7 protein-coding genes are annotated in these 7096 nt (G+C 58.7%); 2 read left to right on the top strand and 5 right to left on the bottom strand.

The features are described from left to right. The first annotated feature begins 489 nt into the window (after nucleotides 1-489). Nucleotides 490-903 carry a VOC family protein gene (locus tag ACW9HW_RS16540; protein WP_457400839.1) on the top strand — a complete coding sequence of 138 codons (414 nt, stop codon included), beginning with the start codon at nucleotides 490-492 and terminating at the stop codon, nucleotides 901-903. Between the two features lie 229 nt (nucleotides 904-1132). Here the strand turns inward: ACW9HW_RS16540 and ACW9HW_RS16535 are convergent, their stop codons facing one another. The 3 genes from ACW9HW_RS16535 to ACW9HW_RS16525 all read right to left on the bottom strand — a co-directional run bounded on the left by ACW9HW_RS16535 (nucleotide 1133) and on the right by ACW9HW_RS16525 (nucleotide 2991). Then, complete coding sequence (locus tag ACW9HW_RS16535; protein ID WP_095195170.1) at nucleotides 1133-1519, bottom strand: VOC family protein; 387 nt, start codon at nucleotides 1517-1519, stop codon at nucleotides 1133-1135. Nucleotides 1520-1602: 83 nt separating this feature from the next. Then, nucleotides 1603-2025, bottom strand: coding sequence for an MAPEG family protein (locus ACW9HW_RS16530; RefSeq protein ID WP_457400837.1), 423 nt, complete (start codon nucleotides 2023-2025; stop codon nucleotides 1603-1605). A 15-nt stretch (nucleotides 2026-2040) separates the two neighbouring features. Continuing rightward, nucleotides 2041-2991: a diiron oxygenase gene (locus ACW9HW_RS16525; protein ID WP_457400835.1), complete on the bottom strand. Its 951-nt coding sequence runs from the start codon at nucleotides 2989-2991 to the stop codon at nucleotides 2041-2043. 199 nt (nucleotides 2992-3190) lie between these two features. Between ACW9HW_RS16525 and ACW9HW_RS16520 the strand changes: the two genes are divergently transcribed. Then, entirely contained in the window at nucleotides 3191-4147 is a 957-nt protein-coding gene (locus ACW9HW_RS16520) for an AraC family transcriptional regulator (protein ID WP_457400833.1), read from the top strand. A 53-nt stretch (nucleotides 4148-4200) separates the two neighbouring features. On the opposite strand, the gene ACW9HW_RS16515 is transcribed toward ACW9HW_RS16520, so the two are convergent. Together ACW9HW_RS16515 and chrA are read right to left on the bottom strand one after the other, a co-directional pair. Further along, nucleotides 4201-5670, bottom strand: coding sequence for a sensor histidine kinase (locus tag ACW9HW_RS16515; RefSeq protein WP_457400831.1), 1470 nt, complete (start codon nucleotides 5668-5670; stop codon nucleotides 4201-4203). Nucleotides 5671-5798: 128 nt separating this feature from the next. Next, nucleotides 5799-7004, bottom strand: coding sequence for a chromate efflux transporter (chrA, locus tag ACW9HW_RS16510; RefSeq protein ID WP_457400829.1), 1206 nt, complete (start codon nucleotides 7002-7004; stop codon nucleotides 5799-5801). Nucleotides 7005-7096 lie beyond the last annotated feature (92 nt).

Genomic DNA, 7096 nt, shown 5'->3' with positions numbered 1-7096 from the left:
TGTTCTCAATCTTTGTGGGAGCGAGCCTGCTCGCGAAGGCTGTGTCTCAGGCGACCGGAATTTTGGATATGTGCTCGGTCAACAGGATTCAAGTTTGCTACCACATCGCTTTCGCGAGCAGGCTCGCTCCCACAGTTGAACTGGGTGAATCCTTGAACATCAGGTCGGCTGTCCGGCCGCTATCGCTGCGATGCGGCGACCCGACAAGCCAGCTCCCAGAGGGAATCGGATACATCCGAGGGTTTTTTCATGCTCAGTTCCCATCTGATCCGTATTTTCCAGCGCTTTCTGCCTCTGTAATGCACTCAGTTTGCCCCGCACAATAACGGCCAGTTCAGCCGCTTTTGCAGCGGTGCACCGCAAACTCAACGTGTAGGGGGCCTCATGGGCAAGATGGCGATTTTTCTGGGTGGCTTTCTGGTGGTGACTATTTTGATTGGTGTGCTGGCGACGATTTCGCCGGTGTGAGTGATTGAAAGCTGGCTATGATTGACCCGTATTGATTTCGCCTTTGTGCACTCACTGCTTGAGGTCAGCATGCCTTTAACACTTTTGCTGCGTTGCAACGATCTGGACAGCACGCGCCAGTATTACCACGATGTTTTGGGCTTTACGGTCATCGAGTCGGCGCAGTCGACACTCACCGTGACGCGGGAGGATTGCCGGATCACGTTCACTCAGCAGGATCTGTGGGGCAATTCCATTGGGTGTTCGGGCACTATTTACTGTGCGATCAAGCAGGTGGATCGCTACTACGACGTTGTGAAGGGCAAGGCCGACATTGCATGGCCGCTACAGGACATGCCGTATGGATCGCGGGAGTTTGGGGTGCGTGATTGCAATGGTTATTACCTTGCGTTTGCGCAGCTTGCGGGGGTTGGCCAGGAAGACGTGTCGCCGTAGTCGGCTGATCCTGATTTTGTGTTGACTGGCAGGTCCTCTTCGCGGGCAAGCCTCGCTCCTACAGGGTCATGCTTTGTCATTTAAGCGGATCTTGAGTCAATGAGAAATCTGTGGCGAGCGAGCTCGCTCGCCACAGAGAATGGTAAGACTCAAGACTCTCTTAAGTGACAAAACATGACCCTGTGGGAGCATGGCTTGCCAGCGATAGTGTACGGCTGATCGCCACATTTCAATGCTTTTGCACGATCTGGATCAGGTTGCCGCAGGTGTCGTCGAACACGGCGGTGGTCACCGGTCCCATGGCTGTCGGTGGCTGGGTGAAGTGGACGCCGGCAGCGCTAAGCCTTGCGTACTCGGCCTGGATGTCTTCGACCCCGAAGGACGTGAAGGGTATACCGTCCTGCTTCACCGCCGACTTGAACGGTTTCGCCGCCGGATGGGCATCGGGTTCCAGCAGCAATTCGACGCCATCGGGATCACCGGGTGAGGTGAGGGTCAGCCAGCGAAACGCGCCCATCGGGATGTCATGTTTGAGCTCGAAACCGAGTGTGTCCCGGTAGAAGGCCAGCGCCTTGGCCTGGTCGTCGACCATTACACTGGTAATCACGATCTTCATGGGGCTGTTCTCCCTGGTGAAGCGGCTGCAATGACTGCCGTCCAAGATAATAGTGTGCTTGTCCCATGTCACCGGATGATGTGTCATGCACCGTAAAAGGCCGCTATCCCCATGAGCGCGAAAAAGCAGACCAGTTGAACGCAATAGAAGGCAAACCGAACCGCCACGAACCTGTCGGTTTGCACATGGGATACGTGGACCAGGGACTGGCACACGCGAGCGATCAGGACGTTTACGGATAAAAAGTTCACTGCCGGGCTGTCGATACCGAGGGCTGAAATCACGAATACGATGGCGCCGAAGACTGGCAGGTTTTCCACGCAGTTCGCGTGCGCTCTTGTTCCGCGCCGATACCAATCCTCGCCTTCGGGCTGATCGCTTCGGAAAGAGCCAATCGGAACATTCGAGAACAGGATTCTGACCCAGCGATACACCCCGACAGTTGCCACCAACAACAGCAAAGTCCAGGTCGCAAATCCAAGCAACATCCACATCGGTATCGTCATGGCTGCCTTCCTCGATCAATTCATGATGGGGGCCAGTGCGGTCTGAATCCTCGACATCTGTGCGGGGGTTGTCATGCCCGCAAGCAGCCGGCCAAAGTGTGGATGCTGCACGCCTGAAATAATGTATTGCCAGCGGTAGGCGCCCAGCACGCAGGCTCTGATTTGCGCTGCCTCATCGACCTCGAATGGTGGTGAAACATTGCGCATGAAGTAGTCGGCATCGGATGCCGCCTGGGCCTGCAGGATTGTGTCGACAGCGGCCACCAGCGCAATCAGATCATTCACGGCCTGGTCGCGCTCGGCGGGCGAGCGTTTCGCGTGCTCCGTCTTCCACTCCAGTTCATCGATGACGACGTGCCGACTTTCATCCTTCCAGTGAAACTTGAAGACATCCTTGAAGAGGGGGCACAAGTCCTCGCGCGGGGCGATGCTTTGCGAGTAGTGCGTCTGGACAAACAGCTCGATATGACAGGTCAGCGCCAGCACCGACCAGGTACTGGCCGCCAGCACCGCGCGTGCCACATCGTTTGGATCGGCAACTTGGCGGTATCCCGCCGGCAACTGCGCAGCCATCAATGTCTCCATGCGCCGGAACAGCTCCTGATGCTTGATCTCGTCGTTGGAAAAACGCACCAGCGCTTCAAGTGCGAGCTGATCGTCAAACACATGGGACCGACCCTGATCGAGCATTTTGGCACTGATAAAACGCTCCACCAGGCCAAAGATGTACGCATAGGTACGGCCCTGGATCTGGCTGAGCAAGCGCGCCTCGTCTGCGGTGAGAAAAGACAGGCGGTCGACCCGCGAGAGTCCGTCGGGCAGGAATTTGCGCGAGAAATCGAAGCTGCGGTCCTGTAGCAAATCGCGATCGATCTGCCATTCGGCTTTCTTCGATGATCTGACAAGTTGAGCATAACGGGCGGCGTTGCCCGAATCTGAGCCGGGTATGTGGGCGACGGTGTTCATATCGTTCTCCTGCTTCCCTGGTCGAGTTGGGGTGAGGCTATTACGGTTGACGTCGGAGCCAATGACCCTGGGAGAAGCATCCGGGGATCGTCTCGATCACTGACTCCGCGTTGGTGCTAATCTAGGCCTCGCCGTTCAGGCGGCGAATGACCGGGCCGCCTGATTACATGCTCCGGACTCCGGAAAGGAGGGCTGGCCGGTGTTGGATGCGCTTTCTGATGTCTTGCGTGTGATCCGGCTGTCTGGAGGGGTCTTTCTCGAGGCGGAATTCACGGCGCCCTGGTGCATCAGCGGAAGGCTCTCTGCGGACGATTGCAAACCGTTCCTGGCGGCGCCTCGACATGTCATTGCCTCGCATTTTGTCGCGGCGGGGCACATGCAATTACGAATAGACGGTGGCGCTACCCTGGACGTGGCGGCAGGCGAACTCATTCTGCTGCCTCACAATGACGTTCATTCCTTTGGCAGCGACCTGAGCATTGCGCCCATGTCGGCACGTGAAGTCATCCAGCCGCCAGACGTCGGCGGCATTTCACGAATCAAATATGGCGGCGGCGGCGAGGCGACGCAGCTGTTGTGCGGATTCCTCGGCTCAGAAACACCTTTCAGTCCGTTGCTTTCGTCGTTGCCATCCTTATTGAAACTGAACGTACGCGCGACGGCTTCGGGCGCCTGGATTGAAAGCTCATTCCGTTTCGCCGTCAGTGAGATCGCAGCGGGACGCGTCGGCTCGGCAACGATCATCGCCAAGCTGTCCGAATTGCTGTTCGTCGAAGCCGTCATCCAGTACGTCGCGAGCCTCCCCGATGAGCGGCGCGGGTGGCTGGCGGGTTTGCGCGATCCGCATATCGGGCGCGCCTTGGCACTGCTCCATGCTCGTCCAACCGAGGGCTGGACGGCGGAAGCCCTGGCGCTTGAAGTGGGCATGTCGCGCTCGGTGTTCGCGGAGCGATTCACGGCATTGGTCGGACAGCCGCCGATGCAATACCTGACACTCTGGCGTATGCACGTGGCGGCTCAACACCTGCGCGAAGGTCGCGGCAATGTGGCGCAAATCGGCTTTGCGGTGGGCTACGAATCCGAAGCCGCGTTCAGTCGTGCATTCAAGCGGCAGTTCGGCACATCGCCTGGCACCTGGCGTAGACAATCAGGGTGACAGCGTCTTATCCGTGCCGTGCTGTTTTTGATGTGATTGGGGGACCTTAAAGGTCAGCTCAATACACTGGCCCTTCTTTCCACCACCTTGAAGCTTAACTGCACGGAGGTGCCCTGTTGTTCGTGGTGGGTCAGGCCGGCTTCTCCGCCGAAGCTTTCCATGATCTGTTTCACCATGATCAGCCCGATGCCCAACCTGCCTTGCCGTGTGGTGTAGAAGGATTTGAACGCCATCATTTCCTGCTGCCGCGACGCGCCGTCCCCGGTATCGTCAATGATCAGGTGCAGCCATTGGTGGGCTTCATCGACGCTGGCGTGAATGCTCAATTTGCCGCCTTCGGGCATCGCCTCGATGGCATTGGCGATGACGCTATTGAGAATCTGCGACAGCAAAAGCGGATTGCTGATGATCCGGGGGGTGGGATCATTCTTGAATTCGACCTGGATGTTTGATTGCGTCAGTTGCGGGCTGAAGCTGGTCAGCGTGGCCTGTACCACTTCCATCGGCTCCACCAGTTCCGCCTCTCCGCGGATCGGTCGCAGGCACAACAGCAACTCATGCACCCACTGCGCCATCCGGTCCACCTGGCTGACGATATCGTCGATGTTCTTCTTCGCGGGTTGCCCCTTCATCTCGTTCGCCAATTCTGCGCTCGAGCGGATGCAGGCCAAGGGGTTGCGCAGGCTGTGGGCGACCGCCGTGGACATTTCGACCAGGCCCACGTAGGTCTTGTTGGCGACGAGTTGTGCCTCCTGGGAGGCCAGTTGGTTCGATGCACGCCGGACAATCCAGTAGAGCCCGAAGTAAAGGAGCAGGCCGCCCACCGCAGTGGATGACCAGATAATCCAGTGACCACGGTCGAGGCGTTCGATCAGGTCGACCGGCTCCTTGTAGATTTCCACCACCGCCAGGGTATTGCCCAGGTCATCGACCAGGGGGATGTAGCTTTCGATGAAGAACATTTTGGGCGGGTGCAAAAATTGCTGTTCGGGACGGATTTCATCGGCATTGCTGTAGCGGGTGGACACCCGATCCTTGGAGCTGAAGGCCGCTTCAAGCGCCTCGTCGTTGAGGAATTTTTTCCCGATCAGCCGCGGATTGGTCGACCACATCACGGTCCGGAGCGGGGAGTAGATGCTGATCAGGAGTGAGTCCGGGAGGTGCGAAAGGTGGTCGAGAAACTCGGAGCGGGCACGTTGCCTGTTCTGCGACATTTCCTGCGACAGCATTCCGTAATCGGTGGCCGCCAGGACATCGCCCATCCGCATCCCGGTCAATTCGTGGTGACGTATCTCGCCCTTGGCGATGGTCTGGATGAACTGTGCCGACAACAGCGCGTCGCGCTCCAGGCTTTCAGTGACCAGGTAACGGGTCGATATTGCACCCAGGCCAACCGCGATGGCGCTGATAAGAATGAAGCTGACGATCGAAAACCAGCGCAGGAGGTTCGGTTGTCTGGTCGGCGCAATCGAATCGCTCGCTCCCGGTTGCAGGCGCTTGAGCAATGTTGTTATGGCTTGCATGGGGAGGGGTCCTTTGTGTGCTGCTTGTCCCGATGTAGCAGCGTGCACCACTCACCGAAGCCTAGATGATTACCGGTGAAATCGTGCATTTTGCTTGAACGAAATTGGTTCGAGATGATTTCTCCCCCTCACCACACAACACTCAACAACCATCCCGCGACTCCGCTGCCAATGACGACCAGCCAGGGCGGGAGTTTCCAGAACATCAGCGCCACCAGCGCGACAAGGGCCAGGCCGACGTCTTGTGCCTGGAAAATGGCACTCGTCCAGACAGGCCGATAGAGCGCGGCCAACAGCAGACCGACCACCGCCGCATTCACGCCGGCCAGCGCAGCCTGTGCGCGCAGGCTCTGGCGTAACCGTTCCCAGAAGGGCAAGGCGCCCATGATCAACAGAAAGGACGGGGCGAAAATCGCCAGCAGGCAGAGGAGGCCGCCGATCCAGCCGGACGGGGCGTGGTTCATCGATGCGCCAAGGAACGCCGCGAACGTGAACAAGGGACCTGGCACGGCCTGCGCGGCGCCATACCCTGCCAGGAATGCTTCATTGCTGACCCAGCCGGAGGGCACGACCTCGGCTTGCAGCAATGGCAGAACCACGTGACCGCCACCGAATACCAGCGATCCGGAGCGGTAGAAGGCATCCGTCATCGCCAGGGTTTGATTGGGCAGCAACTGGGTCAAGAGCGGCAGACCCGCCAGCAATAGGAAAAACAGTGACAACCAGATCGCCCCCGCCCGATGGCTGATGGTGATCGGGAGCGGATCGTGCCCGTCACGCGGCTTGGGTTTGAACAGCACAAGACCGGCAACACCGGCGGCGACCATCACGCTGACCTGGCCCCAGGCGGACGTTTCAAGCAGGGCGATGCAGGCCGCAATGGTCATGAGCGTGACGCTAGTCACGCCCGTGCACAGGTTTCGTGCCATGCCCCACACCGCTTGGGCGACCACGGCGACGGCCACCACTTTGAGACCGTGCAGAGCGCCGGACGGGATGACGCTGCCGTAGTGAGCAATGCCCAGTGCGAACAGGATCAAAATCACCGCCGAAGGCAGCGTGAAACCGGCCCAGGCCGCCAGCGCACCGCTGTAACCCGCCCGGGACAGACCCAGCGCGATACCGACCTGGCTGCTCGCCGGCCCCGGCAGGAATTGGCACAGCGCCACCAGATCCGCATAGCTGCGGTCGCTCAGCCAGTTGCGTCGCGTGACGAACTCATCGCGGAAATAACCCAGATGCGCGATGGGCCCACCGAAGGAGGTCAATCCCAGACGCAGGAAGATCAGAAACACTGACCAGGCGCTGCGGTGTTCGCCCTGAGGGTTGGCCATGGAGTCGCTTCCCTGTTCAAACAACAATGGATCGAGATATTAATCTGCCGAAGGCGCTTTAACTTATATGCGAAAAACCATATATTCGGCAA

This window comes from Pseudomonas sp. SDO5532_S415 (genome assembly GCF_054071155.1).
The sequence above is the reverse complement of the archived record's forward strand: the minus strand, read 5'-3'. Positions and strand labels throughout refer to the sequence as shown.

Bases quoted from the DNA above. Each gene is read 5' to 3' on its own strand.
- ACW9HW_RS16530 (WP_457400837.1), bottom strand. From the start codon at position 2,025: ATGACGATACCGATGTGGATGTTGCTTGGATTTGCGACCTGGACTTTG.
- ACW9HW_RS16525 (WP_457400835.1), bottom strand. From the start codon at position 2,991: ATGAACACCGTCGCCCACATACCCGGCTCAGATTCGGGCAACGCCGCC.
- ACW9HW_RS16535 (WP_095195170.1), bottom strand. From the start codon at position 1,519: ATGAAGATCGTGATTACCAGTGTAATGGTCGACGACCAGGCCAAGGCG.
- chrA (WP_457400829.1), bottom strand. From the start codon at position 7,004: ATGGCCAACCCTCAGGGCGAACACCGCAGCGCCTGGTCAGTGTTTCTG.
- ACW9HW_RS16515 (WP_457400831.1), bottom strand. From the start codon at position 5,670: ATGCAAGCCATAACAACATTGCTCAAGCGCCTGCAACCGGGAGCGAGC.